Source organism: Rhabdochlamydiaceae symbiont of Dictyostelium giganteum, assembly GCF_964291045.1.
In the GTDB taxonomy this organism is placed as follows: Bacteria; Chlamydiota; Chlamydiia; order Chlamydiales; family Rhabdochlamydiaceae; genus PALSA-1444.
In genome coordinates, this window is record NZ_OZ197277.1 from 1,204,487 (window position 1) to 1,221,869 (window position 17,383).

Sequence of the window (17,383 nt, forward strand, 5' to 3'; positions counted from 1 at the left end):
AGGGCTTGCCTCACTTATTAAGTGAGGCAAGCTCTCTTGTTTTAAGTCAATCAATAAAACAGCAATTTAAAATTATTAATTTTAATAAAAGCAGATATTAATAATTTTATTTATGATAAAATAACAATAGAAGATCCTTAAGTTAAGGGATGTTATCATGATAGACCCCATTCAACAAAATGCACCCTCTACAGCGTCTATAAGCTCTAATGTGACAGCAGATCCAGCTACAGATGGTGTCAATTGGCCTTATGACAATTCACCAGGCGCTCTCATGCCAGATCCGAGTGACTTTATTATCGACTGGAATAGCCCTAATGCCGTATTTCAAGCTCAGCAAGCGTATACACGGCTTGTGACTTGGGTACAAAATAATCCAGCCTCTTATAACGGCTATATCATGCTTCTTCAGATGACGGTGGATCTTTCTCAAAAAGCGCTGCAATACCCAGATCTTCTCACCTTTCTTCAACAGCCTACTCAATTAGGAACAAATCCAAGTTTACTCAGTACCATTGCAACTTACGCTACGCTCTCTACTCAAATTAATGGCCAAGATATAAATCAATTTTTTCAACAGGTGCAATCAGCTATTGGAAATGCTGCGCAAATACCTCCTTTTGACGAAATTTTAACCGCCATTCAAACAGCTGCGCCCTCTGTATTTTTAGTCTATGAACAAGATCTGCAAAGTTGGGTCTTTACCGATCCTAATACAATCACCCAAATCCCCGTCACCTCTTCTTCGTTTTCTAATGTCGCAGCTAACGCCATAGGGTACGGAATTGTGAATCATCCTAATGATATGAATAAATTGGTCAATGCCTATTACAAATCAGAAATTCAGGTTCTTTCTCAACAGTATCAAGAAGATCCATGGATGCTCTTCGTTATCCTCATGAATTTAATGAACCAGCGGGATCAAGATCAGGGGACAGCGATCACTGGATATAGTAATAACTTAAGTGTGATTTCAGATGTGAATAATTTAATATCTGATATGTTAAATCAGATATCTCCTACACAAAATGCAGCCATAACCTCGGATAATTTTGCTGCTTTTTTCTCAGATCTAAATCAAGTGCAAAATATCATCTCTCAAAACCCCGTCCTGGCTGAATCTATACTAACACCATTAAATAATGCGGTTAACTCTCTTAGTTCTGCACAGATAACATTTACGGCTTCCAATTTAGGAGAATCTAATCAAACTTGGAGCCCATTTGATCCAGGAACTGTCTCTTGGAACCTCCCAGAAGATACGCTCATTAACTTTCCTGCCACCTCTCAGGACGTTGAAGCCCTCACCATCAACGGAATCCCGGTTCAACCAGGATGGCAACTTGTCCGGTCAACAGATACAATTACATTCACTCCTATTGACGCAAACTCTATGTCTCTTTCTTTAGGAGACGTAACTGCTTTAGGAGGATACGGTTTCTTAGAAACATATTTTAGTAATCTCAGCAATCTTTCTACAACCGTGATTAATCCTCTTTCTCAGCCGTTTCAAAATGCCACAACAAGCATTCAAGCTCTACTTAATAGCCCCTCTTCCGCTATCCAGCAGCAGATTCAAACATCTACTCAAATGATGCAAATGATCGAAAATTTTCAAAAGGCAGCTTTTGATAGCGTGATCAATGTTAATCAACAAATCATGAAAATGATCCAACAATCGATGGGATAAAACGATTTTAAAACTTAACAACAAAGGAGAAAATCATGTCTACACCCCCGCTTGGCCCAGTAGGTGATTTCCAAGGGAAAATTGTTTCTGCAACAGGAGATCTTTATGAAGGGATGAAATCAATTTCTAACTATGTTGACTCAACCTACATTTTGCAGCAGTCTGATACGCAGTTAGAGTCGTATATTTCTAACCAAGAAACCACGATTTCTCAAAATTTTCAACAGCAACTGACAGCGCCTGGAGATTCCACTAGCGTTTACCAGCCCACTGATACAAACTACCTGTGGCAAATGCAAACACTTAGTGCAACGCCCAATATGAATTCTACGATTCAGTCGCAGCTCACAACACTCTCATCTCTCTATTCTCAGGCAAATGCGCAAAATGGAGCTGTGATTAAAACTCTTGATGGTCAAAACTCGTCTGCTCAAAACATTCTTAGCCAAAACTCACAAGCTCAGCAAACTGTTACCCAAACGATGGGCTTTATTAATGGGGTCTTAGGAAACCTGTCTCATTTGATTCAAGGATAATTCAACATAAAAGGTGTTTTATGCAAACGACTAATTATATCTTACCTGCTGTGACCCTCACGTCCGCAATGAATAAAAAAGAGGAGCACACAGATAAAGCCGCCTCTAAGTCTCAGAGTAAACATGTCTCTAGAGAAGATATGATGCAAATGATCTATGCTCTGCTTCTTCTTGTAGGGGTTAACATGAGTAAAGTGCAAAATCTACAATCCAGTAGTCAAATTGACTCTACAGAAATTGCCGAGGCTTTTGCACAAGCGCTTAAAACAAATACGCAAAACATGATTCAAAATGAGCAGAAACAAGAAGCTGCTCAGCAAAAAGAGAGTAAATGGAGCATCTTTGCAACCGTTGTAAAATGGGTGTGTCTTGCAGCAGGGGCTTTACTGACTCTTTTAACAGGAGGTCTTGCAGGGTGTATTGTGTTTGGACTTGTGATGGCATTTACCATGTCCCCTCTTTTTAATAAAACCGTGTCAGCGATTTCTGACGGGTTAGAACATTTAGGACTTGGATCAACAGCTGCCAATATCATCGCTCAAATAGCTGTCACCATTGTGTTAACAGTAGTTACTTGCGGGGCTGAAGGGCTTGCAAATGGACTTTCTGGCATTGTGGCAAGTGCTACAGAAGATAGCGCAGATGTGGGAATAGAGATGACCGATATGACAGCAAACAGGGCGGCTAATGAACCCACAGAGATTGAGGAAGTAGAGGGCTCTATGAATCAAAATGCCTCTGAAGAGACAGATGAGTCCACTCACCAAAAAGAGGAGAGCTCAACTAAAAAGTTTACGCCGAAATGGACACTCAACTCAGTCACTGCCTTGATGTCAGGACTTGCTAATGCTAATTTAATTGATGAACTGATAGGGTTAAGTTCCCTTAGCCCCACAACAGCTGCCATCATTGCAGCTTCTATTCAAATCTTTATGTGCGCAGTTCTGCTTATAACAGCCCCTGCTGCAGAAACACAGGCTCTTATGAATCTCACAGAAGGAACTCTGACTAAACTCTCGATTGGAGTGAATTTAGGAACAGGGGGAGCAACAGCTACTGCAGGTGTGGGGACCGGGTATTATCTCTTACAAGAGGGAAACCTCTTAAAAGATTTAGCGCCTCTTCAAGGAGAAGCGCTTTTCCTCCAGCAACTCATGACAGCGTGGTCTAAACTTTCTGATCAAAGCCAAAAAACGTTTAAATCAGAAATTGCAACCAATCAAACCTTGATGAACACAAATTTTTCAGCTGATCTTCAAGCAGCTGTCATTGCTCAACAAACAGCTTAATGATCAAAACCCTTAAGGAGATTTTATGCCTATTCAATACTCCCCTAATGCAGCAGGTCTTTCCTGGTTAGCTCTTACTCAATCGATTGAAAATAGAGCGCAAATGGAGGCGAACCTACTTGCTCTTTTTTCAAGTAATATGCAGTCCATGATGCAAGAATCAAGCACTCAAGCGTCAGCAGATATTCAAGTGGGTGTAGATAATGCAGAGCAATTAAGAGCGCAAGGCATCAGTACAATTGCAGGTGCTAGCGCCTCTGCAGCAGTCACTGTTGGCGGCGCCATAGGATCAACTGTCTACGCCAAACAAGCTGACAATATTGCGCTTGGAAATAATCAAGAACAAACCTCTGGAAATGCTCAAAGTGAGCTAAGCCTTGAAGAGGTCAATCCTGAAAGTGAACATGTAGTTCTTGATGTAGATACCTCAAGCCCTTCTCCAGATGAAAATCAGGCAAGCTCCTCTTCTAAGAAAAGCACAAATCAAAGTCTTACCTCTCAAAAAGAAGAGCCTACAAATTTAGAAGCCTCTACGTCTAAGAAAGGGCCTTCTAAAGACCCTTCAGATCCTAACCCTCATGTAGATACGCCAGATGATGCACAGGACAATAGAGCCACGCAAAATCGCAGGGAACAGAGGCTCTCTCAAGAAGATGAAGTTCAGATGAACTCTTTATACCGAAAATCTAAGCTGATTTCAGATTCTTCTGCTAGTTTCTCTCAAATCACCTCATCCTTAGGAAGCGCATCAGGACAAGTTGCCTCTGCAAACTATGCCATGGATGTAGGGCAGCAAAATGCGATGAAAGATGTGTCTCAAGGGCTTAGCTCTTTATTTAACAATGAAGCCAGCCAGCTGTCAGCTGCTCTCTCTTCTTGTGATAATTTCATCCAAAACACAAGCGGAATCATTTCTGCCTTGATTCAAGCCTCTTCTTCTAGGGCTTAAACGAGGTGTTTTTATTCCTTTAAAGGAGAAGGAGTCACTTCCTTCTCCTTTTCTTTTTATAAAAAAATAGCTCTTTTACCCCCTCCTGATAGAGCGTCTTTGCAGCTAGTTTTTTTCTTCTTGATTTTCGATACTTGCAGCTTGCACTTAAGTTCGCATTTTTAGTAGACTTTAGCTCTTCCTATACTATATATAGTGTGCCTAGACAAAAGTTCCTACTAGTGATAGTATAAGAGCCGTCTAACGATCACCTTTGCAATGTGCTTTTATAAAAACCTTGAGATGCTGCAGTAGGCAGATCTCATCATAAAAAAGAGTAGCTTATGACAAAACATTCTCCTTCAGCTCTAACTGAAACTCAAGATATCCTTTCCAAGATTAAAGCCGGGGCCTCTTCTTTTACAATGGAACATTTTACAGTCGTTAAACGCGATGGAACCATCGTTCCTTTTCATAGAAGCCGCATTGAAAGGGCGCTTGATTTGGCTTTTCACGACACGAAAAAAGTCCCTTTTGATAAAGAACTTTCTCCTGAATGGAAAGATGTGATTACTTTCATTACAGACCGTATTATTGAGCAGCTCTATACGCTTGCCTCTAAAGGGTCTAGCTTAAGTGTGGAAGGGATTCAAGATCTTGTTGAAGTGACTCTGATGAAAATGGACTATCACGATGTGGCAAGAGACTATATTATTTATAGAGATAAACATAAGCTTTTACGAGACGACTCTCCGCGCCATTTGAAAATCTACCGTAAAGATGGAAGCATGGTGAGATTTAACCCCATGAAAATTGCCGCCTCTTTAGAATCGGCTTTTCGGCATGCAAGCCATATCCAAGATCAAACTCCTCCTTCTGTCATTGAGCAAGTGAATTCTCTTACAGATACCATTGTTAATCAAATTCTCAAGGCGCATAAAGAAGAGGTGCAGCTCACGCTTGCCTTAATCCAAGACACCATTGAAGAGCATTTGATGCAATTGAATCATTTTAAAGCAGCAAAAGCCTACATTTTGATGCAAGCTAATCAAGGTCATTCTGTCACGCTTCCTCAAGACGATTTACTGGGAAGTAAAAGAGAATTTAAAGTGACAATGATGGATGGAAATACCCGCATTCTGCAAGAGTCTCACCTCATTCATAGACTTCAGATGGCATGTAAGGGACTCAAAGAAGTGAATGAAAAAGAGCTTCTTGAGATGGTTGTCATCAACTTCTACGAAGGGATTAAAGAGCATGAAGTTGAGCAAGCGCTCATCATGGCAGCAAGAAGTCAGATTGAAATTGAGCCAGCTTACGCAACGGTTGCAGCAAGGCTTTTATGTGACACTCTTTATCAAGAAACCATGCAAATGAGTGCCGCACAGCTTAATATCAAAGAGGCGCATGAAGCGTATTTTAAAAACTACATTAAGATGGGGATTTCTTTAGAAAGACTCAGCCCTCAGCTTTTAGAATTTGACTTAGAGAGACTAGCTCGGACCCTTAATCTTCAAAGAGATGATCTTTTCTCCTATTTAGGGCTTCAAACACTTTATGATAGATACTTTATCCATGAGCAAGAAAGACGGCTTGAAACCCCGCAAATTTTCTGGATGAGAGTCGCCATGGGCCTCTCTCTTGGAGAAGGGGCGTTAAAAAATGAAAAGGCGATTGAATTCTACAATCTCCTGTCTCAATTTAACTACACATCAGCCACACCTACCCTTTTTAACTCAGGAACCACGCACTCTCAGTTAAGCTCATGCTATCTATCAACCGTGATGGATGATTTATCGCATATTTTTAAAGTTGTCTCCGATGATGCGCAGCTGTCTAAATGGGCAGGCGGTATTGGAAATGATTGGTCGAATGTAAGAGCGACTGGCTCTTTAATTAAAGGAACCAATGGAAAGAGCCAAGGCATTATCCCTTTTCTCAAAGTGGCTAACGATACAGCTGTTGCGGTTAATCAAGGCGGTAAAAGAAAAGGAGCGATGTGCGCTTACCTTGAAACTTGGCATTTAGATATTGAAGATTTCTTAGAGCTGAGAAAAAATACAGGGGATGATAGACGGCGCACTCACGATATGAACACCGCTAACTGGATCCCTGACCTTTTTATGAAAAGGGTAGCTGCTAATGAATCTTGGACTCTTTTTAGCCCCAACGACGTCCCCGATCTTCACCACATTTATGGAAAAGAGTTTGAGGCGAGATACACAGAGTATGAAGCAAAAGCGTTTAAAGGAGAAATCACCCTCTTTAAAAAAGTCGCGGCTTTAGATCTTTGGAGAAAAATGCTCAGCATGCTCTTTGAAACAGGTCACCCTTGGATCACCTTCAAAGACCCCTCTAACATCCGCTCTCCTCAAAGCCATATGGGCGTTGTGCATAGCTCTAATCTCTGTACAGAGATTTTACTGAACACCTCAGCACAAGAGACAGCTGTTTGCAACCTTGGCTCCATTAACCTTGCTAACCACTGCACAAAAGAGGGGCTAGATGAGAAAAAGCTTCAACAAACGATTAAAACAGCGATCCGGATGCTGGACAATGTGATTGATATTAACTTCTATCCCATTACAGAAGCTGCCTCTTCTAACGTTAAACACCGCCCGATTGGGCTTGGGCTGATGGGATTTCAAGATGCGCTTTACATCCAAAATATCAGCTACGCAAGCCATGAAGCTGTAGAGTTTGCGGATCAAGCGATGGAGATGATCTCTTACTACGCCATTTTAGCCTCAAGTGAACTCGCTAAAGAAAGAGGCGCATATCCTAGCTATAAAGGGTCTAAATGGGATCAAGGACTTCTTCCGATTGATACACTAGGACTTCTTGCAGAAGAGCGTGGAAGCCATTTTGATGTGAATAAATCTTCTCGTATGGATTGGAGTGTGGTAAGAGAGTCGGTGAAGAAATACGGTATGCGCAATTGCAATACGATGGCAATTGCACCAACTGCTACCATTTCTAACATCACAAACGTCACTCAATCCATTGAACCTACTTATAAGCATTTATTTGTGAAATCTAATCTCTCAGGAGAGTTTACTGTCCCAAATATTTATCTTGTGAAAAAGCTTAAAGAACTTGGGTTATGGGATCAAGAGATGCTTGATGACTTGAAATATTTTGACGGCTCTATCACAGAGATTGACCGTATTCCTGAAGAGGTCAAACGGGTCTTTTTCACCGCGTTTGAAATCGATCCGGAATGGATCATTGAGTGTGCAAGTAGACGGCAAAAATGGATTGATATGGGACAATCTCTTAACCTTTACATTGAATCTCCAAGCGGTAAAAAACTCCACGACATGTATTTCTTAGCGTGGACCCGGGGACTAAAAACCACCTATTACTTAAGAGCCATGGCAGCTACTCAAATTGAGAAATCCACAACCGATATTAATAAAAGAGGATTACAGCCTCGTTGGATGAAAAACAAGTCAGCTTCAAGTAATATTAAAGTGAACCGAGAAGAAGAAGCTCCTAAGGCGTGTAGAATAGGAGATGAAAGTTGTGAAAGTTGTCAATAACCGTAAGGAAATATCATGTCTTTAAAAAATAGTGCTAACCAGCGTGTTGACGCCGATTTAAAAAGATTGATTAACTGCAGTACAGTGGATGTCAATCAACTTATGCCTCTAAAGTATAAATGGGCATGGGAACACTATCTTAATGGTTGTGCAAACCATTGGATGCCAACAGAAGTCCCTATGGGAAAAGATATTGAGCTCTGGAAATCGAATCAGCTTAGCGCTGATGAAAAGACGGTGATTAAACGGAATCTTGGCTTTTTTAGTACAGCTGAGAGCTTAGTGGGAAATAACATCGTTCTTGCGATCTTTAAACATGTGACTAACCCAGAAGCTAGACAATACCTATTAAGACAAGGGTTTGAAGAGGCGATTCATACGCACACCTTCCACTACATTGTAGAGTCTCTTGCGCTTGATCAAGGAGAGATCTTCAACATGTATAACGAGGTGAACTCGATTCATGCAAAAGATCAGTTTGAAATGCGGCTTACAGAGTCCATTTTAGACCCTAACTTCACAACCTCAACTCCTGAGGGAGCCCGTAAATTCTTAGAGAATTTGATTGGGTACTACCTCATTATGGAAGGGATTTTCTTCTATAGCGGATTTGTGATGATCCTCTCGTTCCACCGTCAAAATAAAATGACCGGAATTGGAGAGCAGTTCCAATACATTTTACGGGATGAAACCATTCACTTAAACTTTGGTATTGATCTCATTAATAGTATTAAAGAGGAAAACCCTGAGCTTTGGACAGAAGAGTTCCAAAACCATATTGTGAACTTAGTTAAAGAGGCAGTAGAGCTTGAATACCTCTACGCAGCAGATTGTCTTCCAAGAGGCATATTAGGCCTTACAGCGCCGATGTTTAGAGAGTATGTTCAACATATTGCAGATCGCCGTCTCGAAAGAATTGGACTTAAAGCGGTTTATAAATCGAAAAACCCGTTCCCATGGATGAGTGAAACCATTGACCTTCAAAAAGAAAAAAATTTCTTTGAAACAAGAGTCAACGAGTATCAATCTGCAGGAAGCCTTTCCTGGACTTAAACGTCTCTTAAAATCTCTTCTAGTCATAGAATGATGACTAGAAGAGGTTGTTCTTTTTTTCCTATCCATCTCTAGAGGCACTTCTTCTTTACCTCTTCCAAAATATAATTAATTTTACAAAAGCTCTTCTCTCTTCTATAATGAAGACTACTTATGGCATCAAAAATATCCTCCTCTTATAGATCGTTTAAAGTCACTTATACCACGCAATTAGAAGAACTAAGCGCTCATCTTACCGAGCTTGAGCACATCCCAACTGGCGCTAAAGTGCTTCATATTGCCTGTGATGATCCAGAAAATCTTTTCTGCCTCTCTTTTCAAACCTTTCCCTCTAACTCTAAGGGAGTGCCTCATATTCTTGAACACACGGTGCTCTGCGGCTCTCAAAAATACCCTGTTAAAGATCCTTTTTTTGCGATGACAAGAAGAAGTTTAAATAGCTTTATGAACGCCTTAACAGGCTCTGACTTCACCTGTTATCCAGCCGCCTCACAAGTGGAAAAAGACTTTTACAACTTGCTTGATGTGTATCTAGATGCGGTCTTTCACCCTTCTCTTCAAAAAGAGAGCTTTCTTCAAGAGGGACACCGTCTTGAGCTAAAAGACATCAATAACTTAGAGTCTCCTCTCATTCATCAAGGTGTTGTGTTTAATGAAATGAAAGGGGCTCTTGCCTCTTTTGAGAGCAGGATGTGGAATATCCTCTGTCAAGAGCTTTTGCCTGATTTAACCTACGCCCATGTCTCAGGAGGGACCCCTCAAGAGATCCCTCATCTCTCTTATGAAGAGCTGCTAGCGTTTCATCAAGAGTTCTACCACCCTTCTAGGTGTCTTTTCTTCTTTTATGGCAATATGCCCCTTGAAAAGCATCTAGATGTGTTAGAAGAAAAGGCTCTCTTAGGAGCTCAAAAGCTCCCCCCTCTAGAGCCTATTCCTTTACAAAAACGGTTTCTAACCCCTAAATATCTCACAAGATCTTACCCTCAGCAGCCCTCTGATGAGGGAGAAGCGATTGTCACCTTTGCTTGGTTAACAACTAGAGCAACAGATCAAGAGACGCTTCTTGCTCTTTTTCTCATCGACGCTCTCATTATGGAAAATGACGCCTCTTTACTGAAAATGGCTCTAACTCAATCAGGGCTTTGCTTAACAGCAGAGAGTTTTTTTGATCCTGATATGTCAGAGGTTCCCTACGGCATTATGTGTAAAGGGTGTGATGAAACAAAAGTGAAAGAACTAGAAACAATTCTCTTTAAAACCCTGCAAGACATCGCCTCTCAAGAAATCCCTGCTGATGCAATAGAATCTGCGCTCCATCAACTAGAACTTTCCCGAACAGAAATTGATGCCGATTCTGGCCCATTTGGCCTTTCTCTCTTCATGAAATCAGCGCTCACACTACAACATGGAGGGCGTCCTGAAAAAGCGCTTAAAATCCACTCTCTCTTTAACCATTTAAGAGAAGAGATTAAAGACCCTCTATTCTTAGGGAATTTAATCCAGAAATTTTTCATGACTAACACCCACCGCATTTGCTTAACGATGGTTCCAGATAAAGATCTTTTAGAAAAAGAGGAACTATTAGAAAAAGAGGCGCTTAAAACATATCAACAAAAAGCCTCTTTGGAAGAAAAAAAGCAGATTAGAGAGCAAATGGAGCGTTTAAAGCAATTTCAAGAAAAACTTGAGCATCAAGATCTTGAATGCCTCCCTGAAGTCACATTAGAAGATGTTCCTCTTTTACCGAAGCCTCTTGTTTTAGAAGAAAAAAAACCTCTATTTATCTTCCCTTCTTTTACAAATGGTGTCGTCTATGCTGACCTTATCATGGATATCCCCTCTTTAACAGAAGAAGAGCTTCCTTGGGCTCAGCTTGTCACCATGCTTTTAGGAGAAGTAGGAGTAGGAGATAAAGACTATCTCACCTGGTTAGATGAGGTACAATCAAGTGTTGGTCTTATGAGCGCCTCTTTATCTTTTTACCCCCCTATTTCCTCTCCTGAAGCGCTAAAACCTACTCTTGTGATCCGGTCTAAGGCGCTAGAGAGAAATGCCACTTCGATGTTTCACCTCATGAAAGAGTTAGCCACTCAGGCAAAATTTCATGAAAAAGAGAGGATCATTGAGCTCATTGAGCAGCTCAATTTTGCTCTTCAACAAAATTTAAGCCGAAATAGCTTAAAGTACGCCTCTATGGCAGCTTTAAGTCATCTCTCTTTAGCTGGTTACTTAACAGAAAAATGGCACGGCCTTTCTTATGTGAAGTGGGTACAAAATCTTGCTAAAGAGGCAAAGCAAAATATTGACCCCATTATCGGATCTTTAGAGCGCATCTATGATAAAATCACCTCCTTTCATAACGCCTCTTTAGTTCTTGGGTGTCAAAAGACCTTTAATACCTCTTCTATAGAGAGTTTATTCTCCCTTCCCTCTAAACCGTTTACCCCTTGGCAAAACCATTTTGTCCTAGAGAGTCCTGTATCTAAGGCAATCCCTATCACCTCTGCAGTAGGGTTTAATGCTGAAGCGTTTAAAGTGTGTACAGCAGCGCACCCTGACGCTCCTTTTTTAGCTCTTGCTTCTCAGCTGATGGAGCATCTTGTTCTTCACCCTAAAATCAGGGAACAAGGAGGAGCTTACGGAGCCTCTATCTCTTACATTCCTTTGCTGGGGCATTTCACCTTTCAAACCTACCGTGACCCGCATTTAAAGAGCTCCCTGGATGCGTTTAAAGAGGCCGTGCTACGTATCTCTCAAGGAGAATTTTCTCTGAAAGAGTTAGAGTCTGCCAAGTTAGAGATGATCCAATCCCTTGATGCCCCTCTTGCTCCCTCAGCAAGAGCGTCTACTGCCTATGCTTATCTTAGGCAAGGAAAAACCTTTGCTCACCGTAAAGCTTATAGAGAAGCGCTCCTTGCTGCTACCCCTTCTCAAGTTGCAAAGGCCGTTAAGGAGCAGTTACTCCCCCGATTAGACTCTGGTGTCATTGTTTCTCTTGGAAGTCAAGGGTGGCTTGAAAAAGAAACCGCTCTTCTGCAAAAACCCTTGCCTATTATTTCTATCTAACATAGAATATTCCTTTTTACTGATAGAGTAAAGTAAAGGGCGTATAGCTCAGTTGGTAGAGCGCCTGTCTTACACACAGGTGGTCATAGGTTCGAGTCCTTTTGCGCCCATATTTTGCTTTTCTTACTTCTTTGCGGGAGTAGTTCAATTGGTTAGAGCACTGCCCTGTCACGGCAGAAGTTGCGGGTTCGAGCCCCGTCTCCCGCGCATTTTTTTCAAATGACTCACCTGTTTTTTCCCTCCTTATCCATTTGACATCGCTGTAAGCCAAGACACCTGTCTCTCAATGCGGTAAAAAGCGTTTTGCTGCGCTTTAAGATCTTGCATCCCAAGGATTGAAGACCGTTTTAACGATACTTCTTTCCAAACATCCTCAAAAACCTCTTCACTCTGCTCTAACCCTTTCTGAGGAAGCTCTATTTTTGCTGCATCCCACGCTTGATCAAGTCTATTATCCAATTGCCTATTACCACTCTGAGCTGGGACATCCGTAGCTGTGATGCCTTGAGCTGAGATACCTTGAGCTTTGATAAGAGTCTCTTGGGATACCGTAAAAGATCGTTGATCAAGAGGCGCTTTTCTCATCTTTTCTGAAGATATACTTAACTGTTTTTCTTTATTTCGGCTCTTTCCAAAAATACTTCCTGAAAGAGAAGAAAATTCTGTCATCCCCTCCCAAATATCATCGAAATCCCTCTCTTCTTTCTTACGAGAATAAGAGTCATGCATCTTTTTTTCCTGAACGGTCTTTGAATCAAACAGTTTTTTTTGCGATCTCTTGTTACAGGGCTCATCACTTAGCACAGATTCGCTACTACTGAATAACGATTCTACAGTTTGCGTAAGATTTGTAAAAACCTCATCCACCTTCTTATCCGCGTAGTTACTAAGAGAAGTATTCACAAGCTCTCTTACCCTACTTGAACATTCTTTGCTCAACCTTTTTAAGAGCTCTTTGCCTAACTCTAAAAGCGCTTGACACTCTTTAAGAAGCCAATTCTTTAAAACGGTAATGATCTTCTTAAATGTGCCAGTCACTGCTACAATAAGAGCTGCCACTACTGTAGCTGTCACTGTAGCAGGAGCTGTCTTAATAACAACGGCTGCCATTAAAACTCCAGCTGTGACTTTTGCAAGACAGAGGAGGTTTTGCCGGTTGAATCCAGATAACCCCTTAAGAAAGGCGTCTTTTGTCACAAAGTTAGGAAAAGCTCCCCTAGATGGGATCTGATTACTTTCTACAGCTTTCATTTTTATCATAATTTCCTCTCAATAATGTCTGTTATTTAACACCTTGTTACTTCCTATACTTATTATTTTATCATTTAATATTTTAATTTTAAACAATAATTAAAAAATTAGTTTTATTTATTGATATATATTATAAATATAAAAATCGTACTCATTGCGGATGTGTTGCATATGTTTCCGAAGCAAAGCTTAAAGGGCTTCTTTTCCATAACATATAAAGGATCCTGTTCAATTTGAAAGCTGGGTAAAAGCTTTAGCTAGCTACCTAAGCTCTTTGCATTTTATCCCCGTAAATAGGGTCTGCCAAATTTTTAAAGATCTCCTTGGAATATCCCTATCCCCAGGGAGCTGTATGAACATCAATACACAGCTTTTTACAGAGCTTTACTCGTTTGAAGAGGGATTAAAAAAGGATCTTTTAATTTCAAAGGTCTTACATTTTGATGAGACAGGAATGAGATGCGAGAAAAAGCTGAAGTGGATCCATGGTGCAGCATCCAAGACGATAACTCTTTACATAATACATTCTAAAAGAGAAAAAACAGTCATGAATACCATCGGGATCTTACCTCTTTTCAAAAACTATGTTGTTCATGACCATTCAAATTCTTATTTTAATTATCTGGGCTCAAGTCATGTACTGTGTAATGTTCATCATTTAAGAAAGCTCAATTTTATCTATGAAGAGGAGAAAGAGGAGTGGGCCTTGGCCATGAAAAAGACTCTCCTGCTTGCTCATCAAGCTATCAAAAAAGGGCCTCTTAAAGAAGAAGTGATCAAAGAGATCAAGAGCTCTTACAATAAGGCTGTCCAAGAAGGACACTCCTATCACGCAACCCCCCAAATCTTTAGCTCTCGAAAAAAGAGGAAGAACTAAGTCAAAGACCAGAGAAAACCCTCCTAGATAGGCTAAAGCAAAATGCCTCCTCTGTTATAGCATTTACTAAGGGTTCTAAAATCCCTTTTAGTAATCATCAAGAGGATATTTTAGATAGTTCAACTCAAACAAAAAATTAGAGAGTGCTTCCTAACATTTCTTAGAGGGAAAATTTTTTACCGAATTAGAAGTTATCTTTCCATAGCCCGTAAGCAAAACTGGAATATTTTGGAAGCTATCACTATCCAAGGAAACCCTTATCACTTAACAGGCCGTCCTCCCTTAACTCTTTAGATTTTTAAGAGCTAGATCATACTCCCCCTATACACAAATGTGTGTATAGGAAGTATCTAAATAATTACGAAAATAGAGTAAAATGCCTGTGTGACATAAACCCTTATACGAATCTTAATCGATTAATCCTGCTAAGAAAAACGCTCCCCATTGACGTGGTTTATTCCGCTCTGTTTCCATTGCCATAAGAACTGACTTCTGAAGAGCTTTTGCTTTATTAAGCTTGGGGGTCTCAATCCCTAAATAATGCCTATAAAAAGTATCTACCATCTTAACGGTCATCTCTCCTTCAGGAAGCGGCCAGTAACTAGCAATTGTGGATTTAGCTCCGGATCCTAAGAAAGACCAAATAGGACCAATACTTCCCTCTCTTTTGAGATTTCCTCTTCCTAAATGGCAAGCACTCATAAATACAAGATCAGCTTTTAATGTGAGTAAACTCTCATCTTTTTGTACCCCTAGTAGATTGATATCTTTTGCATGAAGGTCACCTGCTGGATATTTTTCATCCGGCGCTAACCTAAAGAACCCTTCAAAGACAGAGTAAGGGTCATCTAAAGGTTTTTGATTAGTCACTCCGTGAGCCGCAATATGAATAATCTTAGAATGAAGAGCATGTGTAAAGACATTTCCTACAGTCGCCTCTTGTTGAGTTAATACTTTTACATCAAAATTTTGCATCAGCGGCGCAATAATATCACGCACTTCACCTTCAGATTGTTCGAGATTGTTGTGTTTTTTATCAGAGGTTGTGGGATTGCCCATCAAAAGAACTTGGGTTGAAGCTTCTTTAGGCAGCTGATCTAGAAGAGAGAGCACTTGAATAGAAGGAGCTACCGAAAGTGGATAATTTTCAATCAGGTACTGATCTGTTTTGCTATTATAAAAGGCTCCAAAAGGAAGATGTGCTAAAAACCCATCAGGAATAAAGGTGAGGGTCTTCCCAGAACCTGGCGAAGGAATATGCTCTTCTAAAGGAGCAATTAAAAGCTCATACCAAGAAGAAAGTCTTTCTTCAAAAAATTGACTGGGTTGTTTTTGACCTCTTAATGGACGAGTTTTTTCAGTTTGATAGGGAAATGCTTTAAAAATGTGATCTAATTCTGAAAATACATTCTCTGGAATAGGTAAAGAAATGGATTGGAGAGGCTCTTTATCAGAAGATATAATCCATGCGTGAACAGAAGGGAGTTCTTTATTGAAAGTAGTAAGAGAATAGATAATGCAAGTCACATTAAGTTTTTCAGCTAAATTCTGTATGTCTTGAACTGAAAGAAGATTAAGATGAGAATATTGATTTTCTTTTACGCTTAAATGTTGAAATAAAAGAGAAGAGAGGGCACGGGCACGTCTTGTATCAGAAATCTCCAAAGCCTTGGTATTTTCTCCCTTTAATAAAACGCGTTCTAAACCTATATAAGGTTTTGATAACTCCTCAAATATAGAGATTTGCCACTGGGCGTGTTTTGCATCATGCTGAAGAGAGGCAAAAATCTCAATGCTTTGACGGAAATACTTTTCCGCTGGAAGGTACTGTTCTATCCCATAATAAGCCATTCCCAAATTACAATAAGCCCCTCCTTCCCCTACCTTGTCTTTAAGCTCTAAAGCGATATTTAAACCCTTTTCATGGAAATCGATGGCTGTACGGATCTCTCCTAAAGAACGGTAAGCAATTCCCAAATTATTATAAGCGCTTCCTTCCCTTATATTGTCTTCAAGTTCAAGAGCTATCTTTAAAGCCTTTTTATGAAAATCAATTGCTTTACGGGTCTCTCCCAAAGAATCGTAAGCAATTCCCAAATTACTATAAGCCCTTCCTGCCCCTATCTTGTCTTCAAGCTCAAGGGCTATTTTTAAATCCTTTTCATGGAAATCAATGGCTTTACGGGTCTCTCCTAAAAAGTGATAAGCATTTCCCAAATTACTATAAGCGCATCCTTCCCCTACCTTGTCTTTAAGCTCAAGGGCTATTTTTAGATCCTTTTCATGGAAATCGATGGCTTTACGAGTCTCTCCTAAAGAACGATAAGCAATTCCCAAATTACCATAAGCGCTTCCTTCCCCTACCCTGTCTTTAAGCTCAAGGGCTATCTTTAAATGCTTTTTATGAAAATCGATAGCTTTACGGGGCTCTCCTGAAGAATCGTAAGCATTTCCCAAATTACTATAAGCCCTTCCTTCCTCTATCTTGTCTTGAAGCTCTAGAGCGATCTTTAAAGCCTTTTTATGGAAATCGATGGCTTTACAGGAATCTCCTAGAGAATCATAAGCCATTCCCAAATTGCCATACGCCCCTCCTTCCCCTATCTTATCTTGAAGCTCTAGAGCTATCTTTAAATCCTTTTCATAGAAATCGATTGCTTTACGGGGCTCTCCTAAAGAATGATAAGCATTTCCCAAATTGCCATAAGCCCTTCCTTCTCCTACCTTATCTTGAAGCTCTAGAGCGATCTTTAAATCCTTCTCATGAAAATTGATTGCTTTACAGGGCTCTCCTAAAGACTCGTAAGCATATCCCAAATTACCATAAGCCTTTCCTTCTCCTACCTTATCTTGAAGCTCTAGAGCGATCTTTAAATGCTTTTTATGAAAATCGATGGCTTTACGGGGCTCTCCTGAAGAATCGTAGGCATTTCCCAAATTACTATAAGCCCTTCCTTCTCCTACCTTATCTTGAAGCTCAAGAGCGATCTTTAAAGCCTTTTTATGGAAATCGATGGCTTTACGGGAATTTCCTAGAAAATCATAAGCCATTCCCAAATTGCCATAAGCCCCTCCTTCCACTATCTTATCTTGAAGCTCTAGAGCTATCTTTAAATCCTTTTCATGGAAATCGATTGCTTTACGGGTCTCT

The 17,383-nt window shown here is 40.4% G+C and carries 9 protein-coding genes and 2 tRNA genes; 10 read left to right on the forward strand and 1 reads right to left on the reverse strand.

The window, feature by feature from the left end:
* Positions 1 to 157: 157 nt before the first annotated feature.
* The 9 genes from ACI7T6_RS04115 (at position 158) to ACI7T6_RS04155 (ending at position 12,311) form a co-directional block, all read left to right on the forward strand.
* Positions 158 to 1,690: a hypothetical protein gene (locus ACI7T6_RS04115; RefSeq protein WP_404665130.1), complete on the forward strand. Its 1,533-nt coding sequence runs from the start codon at positions 158 to 160 to the stop codon at positions 1,688 to 1,690.
* Between the two features lie 35 nt (positions 1,691 to 1,725).
* Positions 1,726 to 2,226: a hypothetical protein gene (locus ACI7T6_RS04120; RefSeq protein ID WP_404665131.1), complete on the forward strand. Its 501-nt coding sequence runs from the start codon at positions 1,726 to 1,728 to the stop codon at positions 2,224 to 2,226.
* A 20-nt stretch (positions 2,227 to 2,246) separates the two neighbouring features.
* Positions 2,247 to 3,515 carry a hypothetical protein gene (locus ACI7T6_RS04125; protein ID WP_404665132.1) on the forward strand — a complete coding sequence of 423 codons (1,269 nt, stop codon included), beginning with the start codon at positions 2,247 to 2,249 and terminating at the stop codon, positions 3,513 to 3,515.
* Positions 3,516 to 3,540: 25 nt separating this feature from the next.
* Entirely contained in the window at positions 3,541 to 4,464 is a 924-nt protein-coding gene (locus ACI7T6_RS04130) for a hypothetical protein (protein ID WP_404665133.1), read from the forward strand.
* Positions 4,465 to 4,868: 404 nt separating this feature from the next.
* Positions 4,869 to 7,985, forward strand: a complete 3,117-nt coding sequence (locus tag ACI7T6_RS04135; protein ID WP_404666131.1) for a ribonucleoside-diphosphate reductase subunit alpha — start codon at positions 4,869 to 4,871, stop codon at positions 7,983 to 7,985.
* Between the two features lie 15 nt (positions 7,986 to 8,000).
* Entirely contained in the window at positions 8,001 to 9,038 is a 1,038-nt protein-coding gene (locus ACI7T6_RS04140; RefSeq protein WP_404665134.1) for a ribonucleotide-diphosphate reductase subunit beta, read from the forward strand.
* Between the two features lie 153 nt (positions 9,039 to 9,191).
* Positions 9,192 to 12,104, forward strand: a complete 2,913-nt coding sequence (locus tag ACI7T6_RS04145) for an insulinase family protein (protein ID WP_404665135.1) — start codon at positions 9,192 to 9,194, stop codon at positions 12,102 to 12,104.
* Between the two features lie 37 nt (positions 12,105 to 12,141).
* A tRNA-Val gene (locus ACI7T6_RS04150) sits at positions 12,142 to 12,214 on the forward strand.
* A gap of 23 nt (positions 12,215 to 12,237) precedes the next feature.
* Positions 12,238 to 12,311: transfer RNA gene (locus ACI7T6_RS04155), tRNA-Asp, on the forward strand.
* Between the two features lie 36 nt (positions 12,312 to 12,347).
* Here the strand turns inward: ACI7T6_RS04155 and ACI7T6_RS04160 are convergent.
* A complete protein-coding gene (locus tag ACI7T6_RS04160) occupies positions 12,348 to 13,364 on the reverse strand; it encodes a hypothetical protein (RefSeq protein ID WP_404665136.1) in 1,017 nt (338 codons plus the stop codon).
* A gap of 265 nt (positions 13,365 to 13,629) precedes the next feature.
* Between ACI7T6_RS04160 and ACI7T6_RS04165 the strand changes: the two genes are divergently transcribed.
* On the forward strand, positions 13,630 to 14,232 hold the full coding sequence (locus ACI7T6_RS04165) for a transposase (RefSeq protein WP_404665137.1): 603 nt from the start codon (positions 13,630 to 13,632) through the stop codon (positions 14,230 to 14,232).
* Positions 14,233 to 17,383 lie beyond the last annotated feature (3,151 nt).